This window comes from Leucothrix mucor DSM 2157 (assembly GCF_000419525.1).
In the GTDB taxonomy this organism is placed as follows: domain Bacteria; phylum Pseudomonadota; class Gammaproteobacteria; order Thiotrichales; family Thiotrichaceae; genus Leucothrix; species Leucothrix mucor.
Window position 1 is genome coordinate 1067675 of sequence record NZ_ATTE01000001.1, and the last position, 23299, is coordinate 1090973.

Genomic DNA, 23299 nt, shown 5'->3' on the forward strand with positions numbered 1-23299 from the left:
GCAAATGAAAAAGCGAATATTAGCAGTAGCATTGGGTATGGCCCTATTAGGTTCTGGCCCGGTATTGGCAAAGTGTGCCTTTGAAAATAAAACCGAAGTTAAGTCGCTAACAGCCAGCTTTGAAGCCTGGAAAGCAGTGACTGCCGCTATGGAAGAATGTGGCAATGTTAAGGCAGAGCTTGATCAGGAGTTCAGAACCAAGCAGCCTGAAGCACTGAAAGCGAAGCCAGCGCTGTATCATATTGGTGGTGTTGCCAATGCGACGTTGATCCCACTGTTATCGGATAATCTGGTGCGGCCTTTGGATGATTTGGTTGAGAAGTACGGACAAAACCTGACCCCGAATCAACTGATCAAAATCGATGGTAAAACCATGGCCGTCGCTATGATGGTGAATACTCAGCACTTGATGTACCGCGAAGATATCCTGAAGGATTTGGGTATCGATGTGCCGACCTCTTATGATGAAGTATTAGCTGCAGCGAAGAAAATCAAAGAAGCCGGAGTGGTTGAGTATCCGTTGGGTGCTACCTTTAAAACAGGTTGGAACCTAGGGGAAGACTTCATCAATATGTACCTAGGGTTTGGTGGTGAGTTTTTTAGTGAAGGCAACCAAGCTTCGATCAATAACGAAGCCGGCGTTAAGACACTGGAAATGATGAAAGCCCTGACCGAATACATGGACCCTGAATATCTGGTATCCGACTCTACCTACGTACAGCAGCAGTTCCAGCAGGGCAAAATCGCCATGGCCAACCTCTGGTCATCCCGCGCGGGCGCTATGGATGATGAGAAAGAATCCAAAGTAGTGGGTAAGGTTGCTATGGCCGCTGCGCCTGTTGCAATGGAAGGTGGAAAGCCTGCAACAACCATCTGGTGGGATGGTATTACCATTGCCGCGAACATCTCCGACGAAGAAGCTGCAAATGCCTTTAGAGTCGCGATGGAAGGGATGGATGAAGAAATGGTGAAGGCCAATAATGATGTGGCGGTTTGGTTAATCAAAGGTTATAGCCCAACCCGTATTGCAGCAGGTGCTGTGGCCACGGCGGAGGCGGGCGCACCGGCTTATCCTGCATCCAAAGCACACGGCATGATGCACTCTGCACTGGGTAATGGTGTGGCTGCATTCTTAAACGGTGACAAAGATGCCAAAACGACGTTAGCCGATATCGAAAGTGAATACACCAAAGCGGCAAAAGAGGGTGGTTTGCTCTAACAAGAGCATCAACCGACTCCGCGTTATGTAACACCCCGCTTTGTGCTGCTTCGTCAGATAAAGCGGGTAATTTCAAACTTTCACACAGCCGGACTCAGGAGCTGACTATGCCCTTACGCCTTTGTATCAGGGAGGTTCCCAATTATGAAATTTAAAACCTTCGTTGCCTTTGTAGGGCCGTCGATTCTGATGATGCTGCTGTTTATTGCTGCGCCATTGGTCAGCGTGTTCGTACAAAGCTTTTATCATACGCAGCCGGTTTATGAAACGGTGACAGAAGAAGTCTGTACACCTGGTTTCTTAACCCAGACCTGCACCACTAAAGAAAAGTCGCGAGCCATGCTTGATGAGAATGGCGATATCCTGATGCAGACAAAGTATGTCGGTTTTCAGAGTTATCGGGATATTCTCGATGTTGATAAGCTCGGGCAAATTATGGACAGTGGCAACTGGTCTGAGATCCTGAATATTGATTTCTGGAAAGCGCTGCGCTTTACGCTCACCTTTACCTTAATGACATTACCGCTGGTGATTATTATCGGGCTTTCCTTGGCCATCGCGGTAAACAACGTGACCAAGTACATACGTGGGCCGGTCATCTTTATCACCTTGTTACCGTTTATTATTACCCCCGTGATTGGCGCGTTGGCGATTCGTTGGCTGTTTATCGGGGATGGCATTATGACGGCCATGCTGGAGAATCTCTTAGAGCGTGATATCGCCATGTTTGCTCAAGCCTGGACCATTGAAATACTTATGTTGTTCTATCGGGTATGGCATGTTGCCCCGTTTGCTTTTGTGATCTTCTATGCAGGCTTGCAAACCATGAATCAGGATACGCTGGAAAGTGCGATCGTGGATGGCGCGAGCCGTTGGGAGCGCATTCGCTATGTAGTCGTGCCACACTTGATGCCATTGATTGTGTTCATTGCGCTGATTCACCTGATGGATTGTTACCGTGTGTTTGAGGAAATTGTGGGCTTCTCTAGTCAGGCGCATGTGATCTCGCTGCAATGGCTAACTTATGACTTCTTAACACCGGATGACAGCGGTAACCGTTCGATTTCAAGAGCGTCAGCCAGCGCGATGCTGACGATGATTGGTATTGTTTTCTTACTGATTCCACTACTAAAACGTACCTGGAATGACCACAAACGGGGGAGCCACTAATGAGTACACCTAGAGCCTTACGTCAACCGATATCCCTGCGGTTGTTCTCCGGTGGCTTCTTAGCCATCTGGTGTGTGGTTGCAGCATTCCCGATCTTCTGGATCGGTGTGATGAGCTTTAAAGTACCGGTTGATGCCTTTGCCTCAAACCCACTTTCAGTGATCTACGGGCCGGAAACCTTGGCGGCTGGCAAAGGCTTATCCATTCCGGATATTGTGATGGGTCTGCTGGTTATTTTTCTGACCATGCGGCTTGCTTCTAAATGGCTACCGGGTCAGGTACGTCGCTATGCGCCCTGGAATCAGAGCTGGCTGGGTTGGATTATTGGCTCACTGGTACTGGCATTGGGCTTTGTGTTGGTCTTCTTCGGAGTCTTGCCATCGCTGATGAGTGCGATTAATGGAGCGCTTGGCTCACTTGGCGATCCGGTACTGGGGCTAACGACAGAGCACTACCGTGCGGTATGGGTTGATAATGAGTTCTATCGCAACTTCGTTAACTCGTTGCTGGTTACGGCAGGCGTGGTGCTGTTGTCGCTCACGGTGGGTACTTTGGCAGGTTATGGCTTGGCTCGCTCCGGCTCTAATCTGGCATTCTGGTTATTGATCATTGCCTTGATTTTCCGTGCCTTACCGCACTCCGTTTTAGTGGCGGGTTTTTTACCGGTATTTATCAGCTCTTCTGAGTGGCTGGCACCGATTTTTGGCGATGCAGCCCCAACACTTTATGGTCAGCCCTGGGCGGTAATTGCGGTATTGGTTGCGATCAATCAACCATTCACCATCTGGATGCTGCGCAGCTTTTTCCAAAGTATTCCGAATGAGTTGGATGAGGCCGCACGGGTTGATGGCTGTACCCATTTCCAAGCTTTCCGACGCGTCATTATGCCGGTGATGTGGCCGGGTGTAATTACCACCGGTTTATTTAGTTTCCTCTTGGCATATAACGATTTCTTGGTGACATCTTTACTACTGGATGCGCAGAACCAAACTATGGTGCCGGCCATTGCAGGCTACTTTAATCGCGAAACCACGACGACCGATCAGGTTGAAGCGGTTGCTGCAGCAGTCTCCATTATCGCGCCATTGTTCTTACTCGTGATGGTGTTCCAAAAGCAGATCGTGAGTGGGTTAACAGCGGGCGCGGTAAAGGGTTAATTGATAACTGAATCAACAAATAAACACAGGTGAATTATGAAAGGTAGCAGACCAGAGCAGGCCGTTTTAAGCAAAGATACCGACCTGTCTAAAACCGATGAAACGCGTGCCGTGATTGAGGGCATGGTCGATGGTTTAAACGACCATCGTATTACTGATATCGGTGAGTTTTTTACCGAAGGTTTCCGTTGGATGGGCAATACCGGTTGCGGCACTAAAAACGGTTTACAGGAGTTTCAGGATAACTGGCAGAAGCCGTTTCAGGCAGCCTTCTCCGATAAGGTGTGTGTGGATGAAGCACGCTTGTATATGGGGGAGTGGGCAGCAGCATTCGGACGTCAGGAAGCCACCCACTCCGGTGAGTTTATGGGCATTGTCGCCACGGGTAAGCGCGTTGAAATCCGTTATATGGATTTCTGGAAAGTGGTGGATAAAAAGATTGTTGATAACTGGGTGATGGTGGATTTTCCCCATGTTATGGCGCAGTTAGGCAAAGACTGCTTCGAAGGCGAAGGCTGGGAAGCATTTGATCGGGGTGAAAAGACCCCGCCAACAGTTTAGAGCGGAGAGAGAGAAATGATCAGACATTTAAAGACAGCGAAGAGTGCTGCAGAGCGCGGTGAAGATGACGCGAAAGTGCGGGCAATTGTTGAAACCACACTGGCCGAGATCGAAGCGCAGGGTGATAGCAAGGTTCGCGAGTTATCGGTGAAATTCGATAAGTTGGACCGGGAAAATTACCGCTTAAGTGAGGCTGAAATTGCGCAGGCGATGTCTGAGGTATCAGCTCGCGATTTGGAAGATATTAAATTTGCCCAAACCCAGATTCGTAACTTCGCCCAGCACCAGCGTGATTCGATGAAGGATGTCGAAGTTGAAACCTTGCCAGGCGTCATCCTTGGGCATAAAAACATTCCGGTGAATTCGGTGGGTTGCTATGTACCGGGTGGAAAATTCCCAATGGTGGCCTCTGCGCACATGAGTGTGCTCACTGCGAAAGTGGCCGGCGTTAAGCGCGTGGTTGCGGCAGCGCCTCCGTATCAGGGAAAGCCACATCCTGCGATTGTAACCGCGATGCATTTGGCGGGCGCAGATGAAATTTATGTGCTCGGTGGCATGCAGGCGGTTGGCGCAATGGCGCTGGGCACTGAAACAATGGAGCCGGTGGATATGCTGGTTGGCCCTGGAAATGCCTTTGTAGCAGAGGCTAAGCGCCAGCTGTTTGGGCGGGTAGGGATCGATCTGTTTGCCGGCCCAACTGAAACCATGGTGATTGCTGATGATACGGTAGATGGCGAACTGTGCGCGACGGACTTATTAGGGCAAGCCGAGCATGGTTATAACTCGCCAGCAGTGTTGTTAACCAATTCGGAAAAATTAGCGCAGGACACCATGAGCGAGATTGAGCGCTTATTGAAAATCCTGCCAACCGCTGATACAGCAGCCAAATCATGGGAAGACTATGGTGAAGTGATCGTCTGTGATACCTATGAGGAAATGCTGGAGCAAGCAGATTTTTATGCGTCGGAACACGTGCAGGTGATGACTGATCGGGATGATTGGTTTCTGGAGAATATGACCAGCTACGGTGCTCTATTTCTTGGCCCACGCACGAACGTGTCTTATGGCGATAAAGTCATTGGCACAAACCACACCTTGCCGACTAAAAAAGCCGGTCGTTATACCGGTGGTTTGTGGGTGGGTAAATTCATTAAGACTCACAGCTACCAGCGGATTACCACGGATGAGGCTTCAGCATTAGTGGGCGAATACTGTTCGCGCCTGTGCGCATTGGAGCACTTTGCCGGACATGGCGAGCAAGCCAATATCCGCGTGCGTCGCTATGGTGGTAAAGATGTGCCATATGCCGGTGCTGCGGAGTAATCATGATGGCCAGCGATATTCACTCCCATCACAAGGCCTTGCTTAAGCCGTTACGTGATGCGCTTTATGATTACGATGCCGGGCATGTGAAGGCAACACTGGCGGCGCTATTTGCCAGTGATGCCAACATTCACTTGAGCTATCCATTTGAAACCATGGATGGGGCGGAGGTGCTGTTTACAAAGGTGTTTGAGCCTTTACAGCAGGCCATTCCTGATTTGGAGCGTCGCGATACGATTGTGATAGCAGGTAGCACAGAACAAGGCGCTCACTGGGTTGGCTGTTGCGGGTTTTACACGGGCAGCTTTGTGCAGCCGTGGTTGGATATCCCGCCCACGGGGCATCAGGTGGGCATGCGCTTTCATGAGTTTTATCGCTTTGAAAATGGTCAGGTCGTGGAGGTGCAGGCGCTTTGGGATATTCCTGAGTTGATGATGCAGGCAAATGCCTGGCCAATGGCTCCGAGCTTGGGTCGTGAGTGGTTGGTTCCGGCGCCGGCCACCATGGATGGCATTGTCACCAGTGCTTATGACGCTGAGCGCTCGGCAGCATCGTGTCAACATGTGGTTGAGATGCTGGAGTATCTGGTCAAGCATCCCGCGCAAGGTGGCCCTGAAGTGATGCAAATGGAACGCTTTTGGCACCCGAAAATGAGTTGGTATGGCCCAGCAGGTATTGGTACTGCCCGAGGTGCATCCGGTTTTCGAAACTGGCATCAGATTCCGTTTTTAAATGCGATGCCGGATCGTGGTCAGCATGAAGATGAAATCACTCATCACTTCTTTGGGGATAGCCAGTATGTAGCCGTGACAGGTTGGCCCAATATGGCGCAGACCTTGAGTGCTGATGGCTGGCTGGGGATTGCACCGACCGGCAAGAAAATCACTCTACGCTCGCTCGACTTCTGGCGGATTGAAAATGGCTTGATTCGGGAGAACTGGGTATTGGTTGATTTACTGAGTCTGTATGCACAGCTTGGTGTGGATGTGTTTGCACGCTTGCGGGAGTTTAATAAGGCGCGGAATATGGGCGGCATTCATTTCCCGATTCCAGAGGTTTAATCATGCAATTACCAAAAACACCTTCATTTCGTTTAGATGGTCGCCGCGCCTTTGTTGCTGGTGCTTCATCTGGTATTGGCTTGGCTTGTGCGGTTGCGTTGGCTGAGGCAGGTGCATCGGTCACGCTGGCGGCGCGCCGGGTTGATGCCTTAGATGAGCTGGTCGATGCCTTGCTGGCACAAGGTTATCACGCTGAAGCGGTTGCATTGGATATTACCGATCTTGATGCGGTTAGGACCACTTTGGCACAGCGTGATGCCTTTGATGTCTTAGTGAACAGTGCGGGCTTGGCGCGTCATTCGGCAGCGTTGGATACCACTCCAGCTAACTACGATGCGGTGATGGATATCAATGTGCGCGCTGCTTATTTTCTGAGTACAGAAGTTGCCCGCGGTATGAAAGCGGCGGGCAAAGGCGGCAGCATTATTAATATCTCCAGCCAGATGGCGCATGTGGGTGGCGTTGATCGCGCGGTGTATTGCGCCAGTAAGCATGCAGTGGAAGGCATGACCAAATCCATGGCGATTGAATGGGGGCCTGACCAGATTCGCATTAACACCATTTGCCCGACCTTTATTCGAACGGCATTGGCTGCGCCGACGTTGGCAGACCCTGAGCGACGTGCCTGGATTGAGTCAAAAATCAAGCTCGGGCGTGTGGGGGAAGTTGAAGACATTATGGGTGGCGTGGTGTTTTTAGCATCCGACGCGGCGGCATTAATTACCGGCACATCACTGTTAATTGATGGTGGTTGGACGGCGGGTTAGTTATCTACATAAATACTGCCAGCGCTGCGATCAGTCGCTGCAGTTTCGAGGAATAGTTATGAGTATGAAAGGCTTTGATCCGAAGTGGAAAGATTTCCCGGATTACATTATCGGCATTACCAAAGAGATCTGGGAAGACCGTGGTATTGCGACGCTGCACCATTATTATTCGCCGGATATTCCGGTGCGCTCGCCGGGGGCTGTGGTCAAAGGAAACCAAGGGGTTATCGGCGCGACAATGGCCACACTTGCGGAGTTTCCGGATCGGACCTTGCTGGGTGAGGATGTCATTTGGTCGGGCACGCCAGAGACTGGGATGCTGTCTTCCCATCGCCTGATTACCACGGCCACGCATTTGCATGACGGTATGTATGGCAAAGCCACGGGTAAAAAACTCACGTATCGCATCATTGCGGATTGCCATGCCATCAATAACCAAATCAATGATGAGTGGCTGATTCGCGACCAGACTGCAATCGTTAAACAAATGGGCTGGGAGCCAAAAGCTTTCGCGATGGATTTGATTAATCGTGAAGGGGGCGCAGCCAAATGCGTCAAACCATTCACGCCGGATATTGATATCGAAGGACCATATAAAGGGCGTGGCAACGACAATGAATGGGGCGAGAAGTATGCCGCCACATTAACGGCGATGATGAATGCTGATATGGCCGCGATCGAGCGGGATTATGATCGGGCTTGCCAGCTGGAATATCCCGGTGGTGAAACCAGTCATTCTTATCCGGCAGTCGATCAATTCTGGATGGGGCTGCGTGCATCGTTCCCCAATGCCAAGTTTGAAATTCACCACCAGATTGGGCGCGATGATCCGATGATGCCACCACGGGCGGCGATTCGTTGGTCCCTGCACGGTAAGCACGATGGCTGGGGGAGATTTGGTACGCCGACCAATACCGAGGTATACATTATGGGCATTTGTCATGTGGAATATGGCCCCTGGGGCATTCGCCGTGAGTTTGCCATCTTTGATGAAACGGCTATCTGGAAGCAGATCTTGTTACAAACCGGAGAAGGAATCTCAGCATGACGCAAGTACCCCTAAGTGCTCAGGACATGGAGCAACGGATTGTTCGCTATGGCGATTTAGTACCATGCAAAACAGCCTTTATCGATGCGCACACACCGGGCAGTGATCAGAAGGAAAACTTCACGATTATTGGCGGTGGCGTATCGGAAAGCCCGGATCAACACGTCCATATCAAAGAGACACCGGGCTTTAATATTGGCGCAGCCGGACAACCGCCAAACTGCTTTAATAGCCTGCATACCCATCGCACAGCGGAGGCTTTCTTTGTCCTCAAGGGACGCTGGCGCTTTTTCTGGGGACGCCATGGCGACACCGGCGAGGTGATTCTGGAAGAGGGGGATATTTTTAATATTCCGACTGCGGTATTTCGCGGCTTTGAAAACATCGGCACTGACTACGGCATGATTATGTCGATCTTGGGTGGTGATGATGCTGGTGGTGGCGTTATCTGGGCACCCGAAGTGATTCAGCGGGCCAACGATCATGGCCTGATTCTGGCGGAAAGCGGGCGTCTGTATGACAGCGCCAAAGGTGAAATACTGCCTGACGGCGTGAGCCCGATGCCACTGATGACCGAAGAAGAACTGGCTGAGCTGGCTGACCCTGCGGTGAGTGAAATAGTGCCGCGCTTTGTTGCTCGCTATCAGGACATGATGGCATTAGCCGCCGGACAACCAGCCAATGTGATCAGCGAAAACGGGTTGATTAAAGACCGCCCGGGCTTTGCCATCGATTTTATAAAACGTGGCTCGATTGCGGAAACGCAGTATACCAGCGAGCGTCATGAAATTCTGATGGTGATGCGTGGACATTGGCAATTGAGTTGGGAGGGTGGCAACGCCACATTGGCCCCCGGTGATGTCTGCGCGGTACCACCTCAACTAGCGCATAGCCTTAAACCTGCGATGACCGGCGAAGCTAGCTTGTTTCGGGTGAGCAATACGGATGACCCGGCAGGGCCAACGACGTGGGTGTAAAGGAGGTTTAGCGATGGCATTACCGTTAGTGCTATTACCCGGAATGATGTGCGATGAACGCTTGTTTGCGCCGCAGATCGCGGCGTTTTCAGCTGAGCGCAATGTTCAAGTATTGCCATTAACTGCCCATGACACAGTCGGTAAATTGGCCAGCGAGATACTAGAGCAGGCGCCACCGATTTTTGCACTAGCGGGCTTATCGATGGGCGGTATTGTGGCGATGGAAGTGGTGCGCCAAATGACGCATCGAGTCGCGAAGTTGGCACTACTGGATACTAATCCACTGGCGGAGAAGCCGGAAGTCAGTGCTAACCGCGAGCCACAGATTGCGAAGGTGCGGGAAGGTCGATTGGCTCAAGTGATGAGCGAGGAGATGATCCCGAACTACCTTAGCGATGGCGCTGATACTGGCGAGATTTCTGACTTGTGTTTGGAGATGGCTGAGGTGCTTGGGCCGCAAGTTTTTGAGCGACAGTCCCGTGCCTTGCAGTCGCGACCGGACCAGCAAGCGACGCTGCGTAAACTCACGGTACCAACCCTGATCTTGTGTGGCGAGCATGACAAACTGTGTCCGTTGGAGCGCCATGAGCTGATGCACCAATTGATCCCGCAGTCGACCCTGACCATTATTCCTGCCGCTGGGCATTTGCCCACCTTGGAGCAGGCTGAACTCACAACCAGAGCATTACAACAATGGCTGAATACTTAATTGACCCAGCACTGCTGGAATTATTGCAAAGCGTTGATACCCCGACCGTTTGCAATGCCATCGAAGTCGCACAAGGCAAGCGTGGCTTTAACAATTACACACACGGCAGCATGCTGAGATCAGCACCAGAAGACCCTGCGGTAGTAGGCTTTGCCCGAACCGCCAAAATTGCTGGATTGGCACCACCAACGATCCCTGCGGATGAAGTTCGAAAGCGGCGCATGGATTATTTTCGATCGATGTCCGACGGCCCACGCCCCGGACTGGCGGTGATTGAGGATGTGGATTTTCCAGATTGTGTGAGTGCTTGGTGGGGGGAGGTACACACAACCGTGCATAAAGGCCTTGGCTTATCCGGCGCGGTAACCAATGGCGTGATGCGGGATTTGGGTGATCTGGAGCCAAATTTTCCAGTGCTGGCAGGCTCTATTGGTCCGAGTCATGCCTTTGTGCATGTGCGTGAGATCGGCACACCGGTAACGGTGTTTGGCATGACGGTGAATGAAGGTGATTTGGTACATGCTGACCGACACGGTGCTCTGGTCATCCCGCCGGAGGTGATTCCTGATTTGAAAGCGGCAATTGAAAAGCTGTTGGAAACCGAGCAATTGATCCTTGGGCCCGCCAGAGAGCCAGGTTTTAATTTTGAGAAGCTGGAAGCGGCTTGGACAGCTTTTGAGAAGTCCCGCACGTAGTGGTGTTTGATCTTGCAGTCACCCTCACGGGCTCAGTGAGGGTGATTTGTTCCCACCTATTTAGTTTGTAGCTGTATGATCTGGCGTAGTAACTTCGGTAACGACGCTGGGAGTCGGTATGGGCAATATTCTAAACATTACAAATGGCGATTGCGCGGTTGAGATAATGCAGCAGGCGGGTATTGCTGGCGAGTTTCTTCCGTGGCGGGATGTGTTACATGAAGGCCCCGTCCCTGAAACGTCATCTCTGGAATCGCTCTCCAAAATACGCGCAAGCTTTATTGCTGAAAAGGGCTGGGGTGAGCTTGAGGCGGTCAGCCAATTGTTTATCGAGCGAGATGAGCTGCTTGCATCCCATATTCATTATGACAAAGTCATTTTATGGTTTGAGCATGATCTTTATGACCAGTTACAACTATTGCAAATCTTAGATTGGTTTCAGAAATACAAGACTGAGAAAGTCAGCTTATCGCTAATCTGCACTGAGCAGTATTTGGGGTTGTTAACGCCTGATGAAATGGCCTCACTCTTTAAATATGAAACTCCTGTTGATCATGCTCAGCTTAAATTAGCCCAACAGGCTTGGGCTGCCTTTCGAGATAAAACACCAGAAAATTGGAATGCTTTACTACTGCAAGATACTAGCGCCCTGCCATTCTTAAAAGGTGCAATTGTTCGAATGCTCAAAGAGTTTCCAAGCCGATTTAATGGCTTGTCCAGAACCGAGCAACAGGCCTTGAGCATTATCGCTGCTGGCAAGCAACGCCCCGAAAAAGTGTTTGCTAGTAATCAAGCACTTGAAGAGCGCGTGTTTATGGGCGACACCGGCTTCTGGGATATTCTTCGGTCATTTCTGACCTCATCGCCTCCATTGATTACTCTGCCAGCAGGCAAGCAATTAACTTTACCCAGCAGTCCAGACCAAGCGCTCACGATAACTCCCGAAGGTAAGGCTGTGTTATCAGGCAAACGAAACTGGCTTGAGATTAAAGCGCCAGACCGATGGATTGGCGGCGTGCACCTGACCCGCGATAATGTCTGGACTTGGGATAGTGCTGATGGGGTTGAGTATTTACCATTGCTGGGCGCATAGGTAAATGGCGCGCTATTTGGGCCTAATCTGCTATTGTTAGGGCTCGCAAGTCAGTGTGCCGTTTTGCACGGCCTACTTTAATTTTTCAGGAGTTTACGATGGCATCAAATAGACCAAAAGCGGTAGCGGTTCATCAGTTAGAAAATGAGCGTGTGATTGTGACCGAGTGGCGCTTTGCGCCGGGCGCTGAGACGGGTCAGCATACGCATGGCTATGACTACATTGTGGTGCCTGGGTTGAAAGGGAAGTTGCTTCTGGAGACGAGCGAAGGGGATAAGATTTCAGAGCTTGAGGCGGGGCAATCATACTTTAAATCGGCCGGTGTTGAGCACAATGTGGTGAACGCGAATGACTATGATTTTTCATTCGTGGAAATCGAGTTGAAATAAAGGCGGAAACTGTTTTAGGGCAGTATGTGCTCCTTCACGTAATCCTGAATTGCTTCTCTGAACCAGCGGTGTGGCGGGTCAGCATGATTGCGGCGATGCCAGACTAAATACATCGGAATGGGGCGAGTCTTAAATGGCAAGTCTGCGAACTGTAGGTCGTAGCAACTCAGCTTGGCCATTGAGCTCACCCCCACCGAGATCATATTGCTATTTTTCAGAAATAAATAAACGGCATTAAAGTTGTTGACGGCGACTTTAGGTTTCTTTGGCTTTACTTTGAGGAAGGTGCTTAACTCCTTGGTCGAGGAGTGATTATCCTCAAAGATCACATCTACAAAATCGCATGCCAGAAATTCGTTTACAGTTTTTGGGGCACGCCTTTTTGCTGCATCATAAAAACAGACCATCCGGTCTTCAAATAATCGCACCTGATAAATGTCAGGACCTTCCGGCGGATACGGGGTTAGCAGAAATTGGCAGCGATCCTCCCGTAGCATTTCTGCAGTCGGGAGGCCGGCTGAAATAAATCGGGCGGAAATCCCGATATGCTTATCACTCAGCGTTTGCAATAAGCCGGGGAAAACCAAGTCTCTCTGATAGTCATTGGCGGCGATCACATAGTCGAGTTGGCCAACCGTGGGATCAAATAGGTGCTGATTCGTGAGTCCTCTCAGACCATCCAGAACCTTTTGCACCGGTTCACGTAGCGCAATCGCTCGCTCGGTCGCTGCAATGTGCCTTCCCGAACGGACAAACAAGGGGTCTCCCATGGCAATACGCAGTTTATCCAGCGTATGGCTGACCGCCGATTGCGTGACGTTTAGCCGCTCGGCCGCTTTTGAAATAGAGGACTCATCCAGTACCGTTAGAAAGGTTTTGAGTGTGCGGCCATCCAAGGCTAAGAAATCGATTTTCTTCATAATGTTAATGATTAAAGCACTGTTTTTCGAATCATCAAGCATCGCATAATCAGCCAATAGGCTAATGAGCAAAGCCATGTTTACGAGGCGTAAACAACCGTTTTATTTAAGCATTTTATACAGGAAGAATCCCTCATGAGTGAGATACCATTGAATTATCAAACCGCTTACGAATGGACCGGTGAAAACGGAAAAGGCGAGGTGAAAATTGGTGAACTGTTAACACTGCCTGTCGGCTCTCCTCATGACAGTGATCGTTTCTGTCCGGAGCACGTGCTGGTCATTGCGGTTGAGTCTTGTCTGGCGAACTATGTGTTGCTGCTTTCCAAGATCTCCAAATTAGAGGTGAAGGCTTATAAATCGACTGCTGATGGTGAAATAGTCAAAGAAGGTAAAGCAGGGTATCGGTTTAAACGCATTGTGGTGCGTCCGGTGATGACGGTGGAAGCCGGTAAAGAGAGCGCTGCAGAAAAGATTATTCACAAATCGCATGACCTTTGCATGATTTCCCGCTCCCTGAATTGCCCGGTCGATATCGAGCCAACCATACTGACTGAATAGGGGTCTGCGCCTTACAAAGCAGTGTGGGTGTTAGATGACTTAGATCATCTTTCTACCCGCCTTGCTGGGCTAGCATGCGATTAGTAGTACTTCATGAAATTGAGGCGCTGACATTAGCATTACTTGGGGAACGTGGGCGCTGGCCGCGTTGTTGCCCGGATTAGTGTGTATTGCACTGGTGCCATTAGTGGTCTATGCCGTATACCCCCCAGAGATCAAGAGCACGCCGGATGCCAGAACCTATGCGCAGTCTAAATTAGCTGAGATGGGGCCGATGTCTTACGGTGAAAAAGTCATGGTTACGGTGTTCGCGCTACTGCTGACTTTATGGGCGGGCGTACCGGCCATGATCCTCGGTGCTGACTATGCGGTGAACACCACGGCGGTGGCTTTTTTAGGATTGTCTGTCTTGTTAATTAGTGGCGTTCTAACTTGGGACGATGTGCTCAAAGAAAAGTCGGCTTGGGATACTGTTGTCTGGTTCTCGGCGCTGGTGATGATGGCAACCTTCCTGAATCAGTTGGGCTTGGTCGCTTGGTTCTCTAACGTGGTCGAGGGCAATATCGAGCAGTTAGGCTATGGTTGGATTGCATCGACCATCATCTTAGTGGCCGTTTACTTTTACGCGCATTACTTTTTTGCCAGCACCACCGCTCACATTACAGCAATGTTTGCAGCGTTTTATGTGGCCGGTTTAGCGCTCGGCGCACCACCGTTATACCTTGGTTTACTGCTGGCCGGTGCATCGTCTTTAATGATGTCGCTCACGCATTATGCAACTGGCACATCGCCGATTGTGTTTGGTTCCGGCTATGTGTCCATGGAAAACTGGTGGGTCATGGGTTTGATTATGAGTATCGTTAACCTGCTGGTTTGGGGTGTAGTTGGCGGGCTCTGGTGGAAAGTGCTTGGGTACTGGTAAAGGAGTATTTTTATAGAAAAACAGGCCCATCAAACCCTGTAGTCGTCCGGTCTTAATGAGATTGATCGTTATGCAGTTTACTGAAAGTACCCAGCTGCTCGATAGCTTGCCACTGCTTGCAAACAAGCTGGTGTTAGTCATTTTCAGCTCTTAAGTTCGGTTGGCGTGAGTTCATCATCTTCCTCATTTTATCTGAAGACTAAGGGTGAGCTTGAAGACGGTTTAAAGCTCTGAGGTTTGAGCGCCTGAGCCTGTTTCATCCTTCAATGATTATGACGCCAACTAATCGTTATGGATTATCACAAGGCATTACGCTGGCGGTCATGCCATTTATTGATCCATTTCTCGTATAACTTGGCGATTTTTCCGTAATTAACTAAATATTTACGGACTTATTGTTTTTTTAGCGCTTAAGTCTGTAATCTATAGACTGAAGGCTCTTTTCATTGGTTCTGTTGATTCCCCACAACATGCTGCTCGTTTAGTCAGATAAGGCCATTTTTTAGGATCGTATTGTTATGCAAGAGAAGATTGCCTTAGTGGTTGAGTATTTAAATGAAGTAAAGACGCGCTGCACCTATAACGCAGCAGCCAAAGCGTTGGGTATAACGCCGCACGAGTTAAAAAAGTTGGCTGGCGACCGCAGACCAGAGATTTCTTGGTTAGTGAGTTCGGGTACTGAAGAGCCGACTGGTTATACTGATCTGGAAAAGCATCCGGAGTTGCTGCGCACCAAGCGTGTGATTACGTCGGCTGAGGTGTTGAAGCGGAATCTGACGCTGTAAGTACCGCTAATAAGCTGTGGTGGACCATACCTAAGGCCTCACAGCAAATGAAGAATGCAACGCTCCCCACCTTGATCATTATCCAGATCGGCATGAGCTGGCTAGAATCGGGTGTCCGCAATAATCCTCAAGCTGAATTACGGATAGCAGAGCTGCTTTCTGTCTGGCGCAATGCTCAAGCTCGCGTGGTACATGTCTGACACTTGAGGGTGAATATGCAAAGGTCATGCCTACCAACTAGCTATTGAATGGCCTGTAGAGCGTAACCAAATGCCACGATCTATGGCTTAACCGATATAAGAACGCCACCTACCTGAGATGCAAACGATGAACTCAAACCAGAAGCGATCCATAATAACGCTCAGTGACCTCGCCAATTTGGCAGACTACTCGCTCATGGATACGCTCACCCCTGATCCTGACGCAGAGGCAAGCGGAGCCGACCACGCGCCACGTCAGGTCTTCTCAGGCCATTACGTACCGGTTACGCCCACCCCGATAGAAAGCCCCGAATACGTCACGCACAGTACACGTTTTTTTCACGAACTGGGTTTCGCTGACGATTTGGCGCAATCAACCGATTTCATCAAATTGTTCTCCGGTGATCTCTCAGGTGTTCCGGAACCGATGCGTAAGGTGGGCTGGGTGACCGGGTACGCACTGTCGATGTATGGTAGAGAATACATCCAGCAATGTCCTTTCAAAACCGGTAACGGTTATGGCGATGGTCGGGCAATATCGGTTCTTGAGGTGCTTATCAATGGTCAGCGTTGGGAAATGCAACTCAAAGGTAGCGGACGCACTCCTTATTCCCGTGGAGCCGATGGGCGTGCCGTGTTGCGATCAAGCGTGCGTGAGTTTTTAGCACAGGAACACATGCATGTACTGGGTGTTCCAACCTCACGATCACTAAGTTTGTACGTATCGAACACTGAAACGGTCAAGCGCCCATGGTACTCAGAAGGGTCGCGCGCTCAAGATCCGGACATTCTTGTTGCTGACCCTGTCGCCATCTCGACACGCGTTGCTCCCTCATTTATCAGGGTTGGTCAACTCGAACTTTTCGGTCGTCGCGCACGTTGGGAATCTCACCCACAGGCGATGGCAGAGCTTGAACAAATTGTATTGCACCTGATCGACCGTGAGTACGCTGACGTTATCGACCCGCAGCTCAGCATGACACAAGAAGTTGTGCAGCTAGCGCGTGAGTTTCGCAGTCGCCTGACGTCATTGATCGCAAACTGGATACGGGTCGGCTTTTGCCAAGGTAACTTCAACAGTGATAATTGCGCTGCCGGTGGCTTCACTCTCGACTACGGTCCATTTGGATTCTGCGATGTGTTTGATCCGTATTTTCAACCCTGGACAGGGGGTGGAAAACATTATTCCTTCCTGAATCAACCGGTAGCCGCGGAACGTAATTTCGCGAGTTTTTGTAGCGCGCTGAAGCCCTTACTAGGCTCGGACACAGAGGCTTTGCAACAACTCGAAGCAATTCAGCGTGACTTTCCAAATGTGATGCAAACTCAAATGCATGAAATGTGGGCAGCCAAGCTGGGGCTGGAAACGTTTAATGAAGCGTTACTCCATGAACTGCTTACGCTTATGGTGCAAACGTCTGTCGATTACACGATTTTCTTCCGCGAACTCTCAGCGATACCTGACGACATCACGCCGCTTAAAAAGAGTTTCTATACAGACTCGACGGCGCTGGATGAGCGTTGGTCAGCGTGGTTTACGCAGTGGAAGGTGCTAATTTACAATGCCGCGACTTCCCAATCACATGAGACGCTATCCAGACAGATGAAGCGCGTCAATCCAAAATATGTTTTGCGGGAGTGGTTTGTTGTACCAGCTTATAAAGCCGCGGCAGCGGGGGATTACACGTTGGTGCGTGAGCTACAGGACATCATGACGCAGCCTTATGATGAGCAGTCGCAGGCGGTTGATGGGAAATATAATAGGCTGAAGCCGGCTCAGTTTTTTGAGGCTGGTGGCACGTCGCATTATAGTTGCTCGTCGTAGTTTTATGATGAGAGTACTAATAGTTAGTGCTCTCATTTCTAAGTGTGGCTAACTCATCATCGTGACAATGATCGCCGGTTTCTTTAATCAGGTTTCTGGCTGCATTGAGGTGATGGGAAACAGATGTTATTTCTTCAGCAGCAGCCACAATAACTTGGCCGGTGATATGAGCTTACCTTGCTGGATAATCGGAGCGGCGTAGCTCTCAAATACTGCTTTATCCATAAACACCAGCTTGGCCGATTGCATTACAAAGAAGTGCCCGTTCAGGCTTAGCAGGTGGCTGGTGTAGAAAATATCTGATGGTTGAATTTCCTTGGTCGTTCCGTTTTTCATCGCTACGATAATGGTGTCATTGATAACACCTATCTTTTTTTCACTTAGCTGACTTGTGATTCTGAGCATCATCCTGCTCATGATAATCAGGGTGGCACTCATTAGAATTAATCCGATAAAAAGTGACAGAGGAGGGAGCTTAGGTGATCCGTCTTTGGTATAGATGAGGTAGGAGGTATACGCGATTACGAGTGCAAATAATGCGGGATACGCGATGCCGATTATTTTTAGGTATTTTCTCTGTTTGATCAGCTTTTTTATATTGTCCTCGTGTGGCTTCATCCACACCAGTTGCTGTTTCCCATCATCGCTGGCAGCAGGATAATCAGGCTCGCTGATTCTTATATGGCCAGCAGGCAGTCGGAGAAATGTAATAAGGCTTGTCGGTTTCGATTTTCGTATCGCGAACACCAGCAAACCAATTCCAAGCGCCAAGATAGCCGCTATCATTCCCCAAGCGCGATACGTTGTGGCGGTGACTTGCTCCCCTAGTCGTGCGGTTTGTTTGGCGAAAAGCGCTGAATTAACGTCAGTGACTTTGCCTGTGTTCGGATCAATCCGTTTGATTGTCTGAGTGTTATAATCTGCGAGAAACAAGGTCGCACCATCGAAATAAAAAGCACTGGCATCCTGAATGCTCGCACCATAGCGGCTTGCATCGTCGCTTATTCGATATAAACCCGGCTGAGCCATATTATGGTCATTGGATAAAAGCCACCAGCCACTTCCATCCTGCTGAAAGTGTGACGGGTATCGATGGTGACTTTCAATGCCTTCAATATCGGTGAAGTTGATGATTTCATCGGTGCGGCTCAGCTGGTCATCGTCAGGTTTGATTCCAACCAACTGATTGTTATTCGTATCCAGTACCCAGTATTTATCCCGCACGCGCTGGATTTCATTGGGGAAGGCAAAGCCGCCAAGCGAGTCCAATACCTTGCCTTCTGCACCGACCAGATAGACTTTATGTCTGGATGGATCATTAATCAGAGACTGCCCGTTTTGCAGTGCCAGCCCACCCCAAGGCTGGTCAAAACTGAGAATGGAATCTCCCCACGGTTGGCAGTCAATTAACCTCGCATCGCACTTTAACAGACTGCTTTGACCGCTTTTATTCTCGTCCTCAGTCATACGAAGTAGCCGTTTCACGTTATCCAGAACGGTTGCTTGCTGGCCGCCTTTGTTTATTAACCAGCCGCCATTTTTCAGAGGAATGACTTCTCCACTAACCCGTTGAATGCCGTAAGGTGCCAGCGATAAGCTCTGCTCGGTAAACGGTTTATTGTCAGTGGGTAACCGGATGAGTTGGTCGCCATAAAGTGCCCAGACTTTGCCGTCAACGTCAGAGGTTATTTGCGAAACAGGTGTCTGCGTAATCCCAAGCACATTGTGCATGTAGACGAAAATAGCCAGAATTAAACAGCCAATGAAAGCCGTAGCAGGTAAGACAGGAAGATCGCGATCCATATTATTTTCTTTTTATTATGTTAGGGCCAGTTACCAAAGCCATTGTCATGACAGTTATAACAAGCGATGACTGAGTCGCGGGTGAATCTGATAAAGCTAACCAAGCCCATACTGCCACGGTGATTGGGGCTGTGGCCTTAAGGTTGAGTGTTAAGCTGTTTAAAAAAGTAGGTTTGGCCACTATGGCTGGTAGGTTTTAAATTGTTGAGACAGGCTATCCTTTATATGGTTGAACATCCGTTTAGTCACCTAAGCATCAGGAGATAACTCATGAAAATCTGGGATCAGGACAAATACCAACAAGCATGGAATTTCGCCTCAGAAATCCATAATGACCAGACGCTACCCGCCAGCGACATTCCCTACATTAACCACCTTGGATTGGTTGCCATGGAAGCGACTGCCACGGTAGCGCATGAGGCGATTGATAGCCCAAACCTGCTTGTCCTCTGCGCATTGCTGCATGATGCCATTGAAGATACCGACGCCACTTACGAGGATATCGCAAACCGCTTTGGTCGCGATATTGCCGATGGGGTTCTAGCGCTGACCAAAAACACGCAGTTCCCGTCAAAACCAGAACAAATGAAGGACAGCCTTCGCCGGATAAAACTACAGCCGAAAGAGGTTTGGATGGTCAAGCTATGCGACCGCATTACAAATCTACAGTCGCCACCATCCCATTGGAGTAAAACCAAAATCTCCGATTACCAGAGTGAAGCGCGGCTGATATTGGAAGCACTTGGCGAAGCTAGTCCGTTTCTGGCACAGCGACTGGCGGCAAAAATCTCAAACTATGATCAATACTTATGAAGCGGGTTGTTGGTCAGTTGTAATCAGCCAATGTAAATATAGTGTTAGAAATACCGTTGAATTTTCAATCGTGGCTGGGGTCTACTAAGCTTAGTGCAAAAATAGACCAAACACTCGATTAATAACACTTAAACGAAGGTGTTGAAAATGAAACCGATTCTACCGTTACTACTCGTGCTTCTATCCTCAAACATTGCTCAGGCGGACAACCCAAATGTTTGTGCCACTCTGGAAGGTTCTGATCTCACCCGCAATATCGACCTTGATCTTGGTAGCGAACCAACCTCGGACCTATCAAAGGTGATTGCCTTTTCATCCAATGTTGCGTTTAGTCGCGATGGGCAAAAGATCGCGCTTTACCAGGTGTCCGATTCCAAAAAACTGGCCACGTTTAAATTATTTGAGAGCAAAACGGGCAAGCTACTACAGAGCCAAACGCTGGACAACTACGAAGAGCGCAGCCATCAAACGGAGCTACAATTTTCACCGCAAGAAGGGATTGTTTATCTGAGAGGGATGAGCTATCCCGCTGAGAGCAGCAACACGAGTGGCGCGATTCCATTCTGGAATTTGGCGAGCAATGAGCTTGTTTTCTCGCCTTGTATCACTGGAATGGGCGTCTCGACGGTGCAGTTCAGCGATGATGAAACCGTAGCTTTCAGCACCACGGTCGATAGTTTCAATAGCCTGTGTAGCACTCAGGAAGCCAAGGTATTAGAGACAAAAGATCAAGGTGGTGAATACACCTTTGACCCTAAAACCAAACGCTTGCAGGCGGGTAAGTCTGGTGAGGATGAAGCACGCTTCGACATTGACGATGGCTCATTGGATGGCTATAAATTCTCCTCTAAAATCTTTCGTTTAGAGGGTAAGGATTATCGAGTCGTTGGTCCTAAGTGGCAGGGTGAAGCTGGCGATAAGCAAACCAGTATTCAGCTGTATGATGTGGAAAACCAGCAAACGCGTCCGCTTCAGACGGCGGATTTGTTTTTGCATCATGAGTTAGTTGAGCCAGCGGGTGAGTCGCCGGAATATCAGACGGTTTCTTATGATGAGCAGGCAAAGCAGGCTTCATTTTGTCGGCTGCCGTTGGTGCACTAGTGAAAGAGCATTATGCCTCGTAACAAACGGGGTTAAACGGAGCAGGGCTTATCAGAGTCGGGTATTTTCAGGGCTGAAAAGTACAGGGTTAGTGACAGTTGAGCGAGGTTATCAGGTTGCCACATTTGCTCTTTGAGTTAAGCCTTGTTTTTTTCTATCAAATTGAGTGCTATTTTAGTAACAAGACATTCTGAGGAGAAAAATATGCTACCAGCAGAAGTATTACATGATTATGAAGCATTACCCAGTGAGGCACAGCGGCAGGTTATAGACTTCATTGAGTTTATGAAAGCACGCTACCAAAAAACTCAATCAGATAATGACACCTCAAGTATTGAAGGCTCTTTTGGCCTATTGAAAGCTAATAGAACGGTCACATTGGCTGAGATGGATAAAGCCATTGAAGCAGAAGGTGGAGCACTTTGATTGCGGTAGATACTAACGTATTGGTCCGCATTCTGGTACAGGATAACGAGCAACAGAAGCAGACTGAATTAGCGCAGGAGCTAGTTAAAAAAGCCGGAATTGTTTTTGTGCCTCAGATGGTGCAGGTCGAGTTGGTTTGGGTGCTAGAAGCAGCATATAAGTTTGCAAAAATTGATGTAGTGACTGCGTTGCAATATTTGCTTGAAAGTAGTTTTTATCGGCTGCAGCGAGAAGAGAGTTTCAAAGCTGCACTCGAAAGATTTAAATCTGGCAATGCTGGTTTTTCTGATTCACTGATAGCAGTTGAAAGCCAATTTGAAAATGTCCAGTTATGGACATTTGATCGTAAGCTTAGTAATCAAAGTGGTGTGATTAAATTGACCGAGCAGGCTTTGGCTGAATTATCATAGCCAAACCACCAAACCCAACCAAGTAGCACGGGGTTTTTACGCAAAAAATGTTCCCATCGAAGATGGTATTTTTGGAGTAAATGCCCCGTGATACGCCCTACAAAGTACCTCTACTACGGAGCCCGATAATCCAAATACTTCCGCTGCGTTTCAATATGCCCAGCCACATGCTTAGCATCGTGCCAAACACCCCAGATAAACGACGACCCACGCCGCGATAACCAAGGCAGCCCCACAAAATAAACCCCGGGCTCGCTAGACACGCCGCGCTGATGCTTAGGCTTACCCTTCTCATCAAACGCATTCACCTCCAACCAGCTGTAATCCTGCACAAAGCCCGTCGCCCAAATAATGGACGTAATGCCCGCTTCCGCCAGATCAAGCTCCAACACAGGATGCGTTACACACTCCGGATCTTTCGGCAGAATTCGCGCTTCCGGTTCCTCCGGCAAATCAAGCCCATTACGCTCGACATAGGCATCTGCTGCATCCAGCAAGTCTAAATAATTCTGGTCGCCATCATTCAGGTTTTTTGCAAGGTCGGGTTGGAAGCTTACTGTGCCATCACCAAATGCTTTAGTCATGCCGACCAGCGTAACGCCGTCATGTGCCAGCTTTCTAAAATCAATCGTCTGGCCGCCATGAGCGCCACTGACCGCAATCGTGACATGTTCTTTGCCGGGCTCCATGGTTTCCAAATCCCAAAGCCCTAGTACACCAAGCCACCAGCAAAAGTCGCGATTTCGATAGCTGCGAGGAGGGCGGTCGTGCGCACCGACGGAGAGATAAACTTGCTTGCCTGAGCGCTGTAATTCATCAGCGATTTGCGTACCTGAAGAGCCTGCACCAACCACCAAAACCGCACCCTCTGGCAATTGCTCAGGGTTGCGATATTGCGCGGAGTGAATCTGTACCAAAGCATCATTGACTGGCGCAATGGGCGGAATCACTGGCTTCTGAAATGGTCCCGTTGCCGCCACGACATGATTCGCTTCAATCGTGCCTTGTGAAGTCTCAATGGTGAAGCCCGGGCGACCTGCATTGCGGGTCACTTTTTCCACTTCAACGCCGTTACGAATCGGTGAGTCAAACTGTTTCGCGTAAGCCACAAAGTAATCCGCAACTTGCTCCTTTGCCGGAAACGCATCTGGCGCGACGCCTTCAAATTCCATATTCGGAAAGCGGTCGTGCCAAGCAGGGCCATTGGCGACTAGCGAGTCCCAACGCTGACTGCGCCAGCGCTCGGCGATGCGGTCACGCTCTAACACAATGTGTGGAATTCCAAGTTTGGTTAAGTGCTCACTGGTGGCAACACCGGCTTGTCCTGCGCCAATGACTAGCGTATCTGTTGTTTCAATTGTCAT

The 23299-nt window shown here is 49.5% G+C and carries 24 protein-coding genes and 1 pseudogene; 22 read left to right on the forward strand and 3 right to left on the reverse strand.

Features of this window, described 5'->3' with window-relative positions; genetic code table 11:
* Positions 1 to 4 precede the first annotated feature (4 nt).
* The 13 genes and pseudogenes from LEUMU_RS0104695 (at position 5) to LEUMU_RS0104755 (ending at position 12169) form a co-directional block, all read left to right on the forward strand.
* On the forward strand, positions 5 to 1219 hold the full coding sequence (locus LEUMU_RS0104695) for an ABC transporter substrate-binding protein (RefSeq protein ID WP_022951119.1): 1215 nt from the start codon (positions 5 to 7) through the stop codon (positions 1217 to 1219).
* Positions 1220 to 1363: 144 nt separating this feature from the next.
* A complete protein-coding gene (locus tag LEUMU_RS0104700) occupies positions 1364 to 2389 on the forward strand; it encodes a carbohydrate ABC transporter permease (RefSeq protein WP_022951120.1) in 1026 nt (341 codons plus the stop codon).
* Positions 2389 to 3546 (forward strand): carbohydrate ABC transporter permease, encoded by a 1158-nt coding sequence (locus tag LEUMU_RS0104705; protein ID WP_022951121.1) that lies wholly within the window; start codon positions 2389 to 2391, stop codon positions 3544 to 3546. The genes LEUMU_RS0104700 and LEUMU_RS0104705 overlap by 1 nt, the downstream gene beginning before the upstream one ends.
* Before the next feature lie 36 nt (positions 3547 to 3582).
* Positions 3583 to 4107: an ester cyclase gene (locus tag LEUMU_RS0104710; RefSeq protein ID WP_022951122.1), complete on the forward strand. Its 525-nt coding sequence runs from the start codon at positions 3583 to 3585 to the stop codon at positions 4105 to 4107.
* Positions 4108 to 4122: 15 nt separating this feature from the next.
* Positions 4123 to 5322: pseudogene (gene hisD / locus LEUMU_RS0104715) on the forward strand (histidinol dehydrogenase); the annotation flags it as partial.
* A gap of 110 nt (positions 5323 to 5432) precedes the next feature.
* Positions 5433 to 6491 (forward strand): ester cyclase, encoded by a 1059-nt coding sequence (locus LEUMU_RS0104720; protein ID WP_022951124.1) that lies wholly within the window; start codon positions 5433 to 5435, stop codon positions 6489 to 6491.
* Positions 6492 to 6493: 2 nt separating this feature from the next.
* Positions 6494 to 7258 carry an SDR family NAD(P)-dependent oxidoreductase gene (locus LEUMU_RS0104725; RefSeq protein WP_022951125.1) on the forward strand — a complete coding sequence of 255 codons (765 nt, stop codon included), beginning with the start codon at positions 6494 to 6496 and terminating at the stop codon, positions 7256 to 7258.
* 58 nt (positions 7259 to 7316) lie between these two features.
* Positions 7317 to 8306, forward strand: a complete 990-nt coding sequence (locus tag LEUMU_RS0104730) for a nuclear transport factor 2 family protein (RefSeq protein WP_022951126.1) — start codon at positions 7317 to 7319, stop codon at positions 8304 to 8306.
* Complete coding sequence (locus tag LEUMU_RS0104735) at positions 8303 to 9283, forward strand: cupin domain-containing protein (RefSeq protein WP_022951127.1); 981 nt, start codon at positions 8303 to 8305, stop codon at positions 9281 to 9283. The genes LEUMU_RS0104730 and LEUMU_RS0104735 overlap by 4 nt, the downstream gene beginning before the upstream one ends.
* Positions 9284 to 9296: 13 nt before the next feature.
* Positions 9297 to 9992, forward strand: a complete 696-nt coding sequence (locus tag LEUMU_RS0104740; protein ID WP_022951128.1) for an alpha/beta fold hydrolase — start codon at positions 9297 to 9299, stop codon at positions 9990 to 9992.
* Positions 9977 to 10687 (forward strand): RraA family protein, encoded by a 711-nt coding sequence (locus tag LEUMU_RS0104745; RefSeq protein WP_022951129.1) that lies wholly within the window; start codon positions 9977 to 9979, stop codon positions 10685 to 10687. Before LEUMU_RS0104740 ends, LEUMU_RS0104745 begins: the two co-directional genes overlap by 16 nt.
* 118 nt (positions 10688 to 10805) lie before the next feature.
* A complete protein-coding gene (locus LEUMU_RS24695) occupies positions 10806 to 11780 on the forward strand; it encodes a hypothetical protein (protein WP_022951130.1) in 975 nt (324 codons plus the stop codon).
* 98 nt (positions 11781 to 11878) lie between these two features.
* The gene (locus LEUMU_RS0104755; RefSeq protein WP_022951131.1) at positions 11879 to 12169 is read left to right on the forward strand and encodes a cupin domain-containing protein; all 291 of its coding nucleotides are present in this window, start codon (positions 11879 to 11881) and stop codon (positions 12167 to 12169) included.
* A 14-nt stretch (positions 12170 to 12183) separates the two neighbouring features.
* On the opposite strand, the gene LEUMU_RS0104760 is transcribed toward LEUMU_RS0104755, so the two are convergent.
* Positions 12184 to 13089 (reverse strand): LysR family transcriptional regulator, encoded by a 906-nt coding sequence (locus tag LEUMU_RS0104760; RefSeq protein WP_026744497.1) that lies wholly within the window; start codon positions 13087 to 13089, stop codon positions 12184 to 12186.
* Between the two features lie 135 nt (positions 13090 to 13224).
* On the opposite strand from LEUMU_RS0104760, the gene LEUMU_RS0104765 reads away from it, so the two are divergent.
* The 5 genes from LEUMU_RS0104765 (at position 13225) to LEUMU_RS0104790 (ending at position 17382) form a co-directional block, all read left to right on the forward strand.
* The gene (locus tag LEUMU_RS0104765) at positions 13225 to 13650 is read left to right on the forward strand and encodes an OsmC family protein (protein WP_022951133.1); all 426 of its coding nucleotides are present in this window, start codon (positions 13225 to 13227) and stop codon (positions 13648 to 13650) included.
* 118 nt (positions 13651 to 13768) lie between these two features.
* Positions 13769 to 14572 carry a DASS family sodium-coupled anion symporter gene (locus LEUMU_RS24700; RefSeq protein WP_281169947.1) on the forward strand — a complete coding sequence of 268 codons (804 nt, stop codon included), beginning with the start codon at positions 13769 to 13771 and terminating at the stop codon, positions 14570 to 14572.
* Between the two features lie 518 nt (positions 14573 to 15090).
* Positions 15091 to 15357 (forward strand): hypothetical protein, encoded by a 267-nt coding sequence (locus LEUMU_RS0104780; RefSeq protein ID WP_022951135.1) that lies wholly within the window; start codon positions 15091 to 15093, stop codon positions 15355 to 15357.
* Positions 15358 to 15404: 47 nt separating this feature from the next.
* A complete protein-coding gene (locus tag LEUMU_RS28740; protein ID WP_022951136.1) occupies positions 15405 to 15557 on the forward strand; it encodes a cysteine hydrolase family protein in 153 nt (50 codons plus the stop codon).
* 127 nt (positions 15558 to 15684) lie between these two features.
* Positions 15685 to 17382 carry a protein adenylyltransferase SelO gene (locus LEUMU_RS0104790; RefSeq protein ID WP_022951137.1) on the forward strand — a complete coding sequence of 566 codons (1698 nt, stop codon included), beginning with the start codon at positions 15685 to 15687 and terminating at the stop codon, positions 17380 to 17382.
* 126 nt (positions 17383 to 17508) lie between these two features.
* On the opposite strand, the gene LEUMU_RS0104795 is transcribed toward LEUMU_RS0104790, so the two are convergent.
* Positions 17509 to 19185 carry a hypothetical protein gene (locus LEUMU_RS0104795; RefSeq protein ID WP_022951138.1) on the reverse strand — a complete coding sequence of 559 codons (1677 nt, stop codon included), beginning with the start codon at positions 19183 to 19185 and terminating at the stop codon, positions 17509 to 17511.
* 270 nt (positions 19186 to 19455) lie between these two features.
* Here LEUMU_RS0104795 and LEUMU_RS0104800 point away from each other — a divergent pair, with 270 nt between their 5' ends.
* The 4 genes from LEUMU_RS0104800 (at position 19456) to LEUMU_RS0104815 (ending at position 21935) form a co-directional block, all read left to right on the forward strand.
* Positions 19456 to 19998 (forward strand): HD domain-containing protein, encoded by a 543-nt coding sequence (locus LEUMU_RS0104800; RefSeq protein WP_022951139.1) that lies wholly within the window; start codon positions 19456 to 19458, stop codon positions 19996 to 19998.
* 147 nt (positions 19999 to 20145) lie between these two features.
* Entirely contained in the window at positions 20146 to 21099 is a 954-nt protein-coding gene (locus LEUMU_RS0104805; RefSeq protein WP_022951140.1) for a WD40 repeat domain-containing protein, read from the forward strand.
* Positions 21100 to 21303: 204 nt separating this feature from the next.
* Positions 21304 to 21525, forward strand: a complete 222-nt coding sequence (locus LEUMU_RS0104810) for a hypothetical protein (RefSeq protein WP_022951141.1) — start codon at positions 21304 to 21306, stop codon at positions 21523 to 21525.
* Positions 21522 to 21935, forward strand: coding sequence for a type II toxin-antitoxin system VapC family toxin (locus LEUMU_RS0104815; protein WP_022951142.1), 414 nt, complete (start codon positions 21522 to 21524; stop codon positions 21933 to 21935). The genes LEUMU_RS0104810 and LEUMU_RS0104815 overlap by 4 nt, the downstream gene beginning before the upstream one ends.
* A 113-nt stretch (positions 21936 to 22048) precedes the next feature.
* Here LEUMU_RS0104815 and LEUMU_RS24705 read toward each other — a convergent pair whose 3' ends face one another.
* Entirely contained in the window at positions 22049 to 23299 is a 1251-nt protein-coding gene (locus LEUMU_RS24705; protein ID WP_022951143.1) for a flavin-containing monooxygenase, read from the reverse strand.

Coding starts and splice junctions, on each gene's coding strand:
- LEUMU_RS0104700 (WP_022951120.1), top strand. CDS start 1,364: ATGAAATTTAAAACCTTCGTTGCCTTTGTAGGGCCGTCGATTCTGATG.
- LEUMU_RS0104800 (WP_022951139.1), top strand. CDS start 19,456: ATGAAAATCTGGGATCAGGACAAATACCAACAAGCATGGAATTTCGCC.
- LEUMU_RS0104730 (WP_022951126.1), top strand. CDS start 7,317: ATGAGTATGAAAGGCTTTGATCCGAAGTGGAAAGATTTCCCGGATTAC.
- LEUMU_RS0104745 (WP_022951129.1), top strand. CDS start 9,977: ATGGCTGAATACTTAATTGACCCAGCACTGCTGGAATTATTGCAAAGC.
- LEUMU_RS0104760 (WP_026744497.1), bottom strand. CDS start 13,089: ATGAAGAAAATCGATTTCTTAGCCTTGGATGGCCGCACACTCAAAACC.
- LEUMU_RS0104790 (WP_022951137.1), top strand. CDS start 15,685: ATGAACTCAAACCAGAAGCGATCCATAATAACGCTCAGTGACCTCGCC.
- LEUMU_RS0104695 (WP_022951119.1), top strand. CDS start 5: ATGAAAAAGCGAATATTAGCAGTAGCATTGGGTATGGCCCTATTAGGT.
- LEUMU_RS0104725 (WP_022951125.1), top strand. CDS start 6,494: ATGCAATTACCAAAAACACCTTCATTTCGTTTAGATGGTCGCCGCGCC.
- LEUMU_RS0104710 (WP_022951122.1), top strand. CDS start 3,583: ATGAAAGGTAGCAGACCAGAGCAGGCCGTTTTAAGCAAAGATACCGAC.
- LEUMU_RS0104765 (WP_022951133.1), top strand. CDS start 13,225: ATGAGTGAGATACCATTGAATTATCAAACCGCTTACGAATGGACCGGT.
- LEUMU_RS0104705 (WP_022951121.1), top strand. CDS start 2,389: ATGAGTACACCTAGAGCCTTACGTCAACCGATATCCCTGCGGTTGTTC.
- LEUMU_RS24705 (WP_022951143.1), bottom strand. CDS start 23,299: ATGACAATTGAAACAACAGATACGCTAGTCATTGGCGCAGGACAAGCC.
- LEUMU_RS28740 (WP_022951136.1), top strand. CDS start 15,405: ATGAAGAATGCAACGCTCCCCACCTTGATCATTATCCAGATCGGCATG.
- LEUMU_RS0104780 (WP_022951135.1), top strand. CDS start 15,091: ATGCAAGAGAAGATTGCCTTAGTGGTTGAGTATTTAAATGAAGTAAAG.
- LEUMU_RS0104755 (WP_022951131.1), top strand. CDS start 11,879: ATGGCATCAAATAGACCAAAAGCGGTAGCGGTTCATCAGTTAGAAAAT.
- LEUMU_RS0104810 (WP_022951141.1), top strand. CDS start 21,304: ATGCTACCAGCAGAAGTATTACATGATTATGAAGCATTACCCAGTGAG.
- LEUMU_RS0104740 (WP_022951128.1), top strand. CDS start 9,297: ATGGCATTACCGTTAGTGCTATTACCCGGAATGATGTGCGATGAACGC.
- LEUMU_RS0104805 (WP_022951140.1), top strand. CDS start 20,146: ATGAAACCGATTCTACCGTTACTACTCGTGCTTCTATCCTCAAACATT.
- LEUMU_RS24695 (WP_022951130.1), top strand. CDS start 10,806: ATGGGCAATATTCTAAACATTACAAATGGCGATTGCGCGGTTGAGATA.
- LEUMU_RS0104720 (WP_022951124.1), top strand. CDS start 5,433: ATGATGGCCAGCGATATTCACTCCCATCACAAGGCCTTGCTTAAGCCG.
- LEUMU_RS0104735 (WP_022951127.1), top strand. CDS start 8,303: ATGACGCAAGTACCCCTAAGTGCTCAGGACATGGAGCAACGGATTGTT.
- LEUMU_RS0104795 (WP_022951138.1), bottom strand. CDS start 19,185: ATGGATCGCGATCTTCCTGTCTTACCTGCTACGGCTTTCATTGGCTGT.